1 protein-coding gene is annotated in these 255 nt (G+C 56.9%); it reads left to right on the forward strand.

Features of this window, described 5'->3' with window-relative positions; genetic code table 11:
* Positions 1-255, forward strand: a 255-nt coding sequence (locus AACW06_RS20490) for a hypothetical protein (RefSeq protein WP_202884139.1), incomplete at both ends; no start/stop codon positions are given.

Consider the following 255-nt stretch of genomic DNA (forward strand, 5'->3'; position numbering starts at 1 on the left):
GTGATGCGGCGGGTAACACCACCGCTGAAAGTACGCCAGTGACGTTCGACCTTGACACCACCGTACCGGGTGATACCGATGGTGATGGCGTAAGCGATACTGCGTCAACCTTGACCATTGCCGATGCAGCGGACGGCAGCGTCAGCGTGGCCGAGAACAGTGATGGTTTTGAAACCAATGTCACGCTTCCAACGGGTGTGGAAGAAGGGGATACGGTGACGTTAACCATCACCAACCCAGATGGTAGCACCACGG

The organism is Vibrio sp. S12_S33 (assembly GCF_963889785.1).
GTDB lineage: Bacteria > Pseudomonadota > Gammaproteobacteria > Enterobacterales > Vibrionaceae > Vibrio > Vibrio aestuarianus.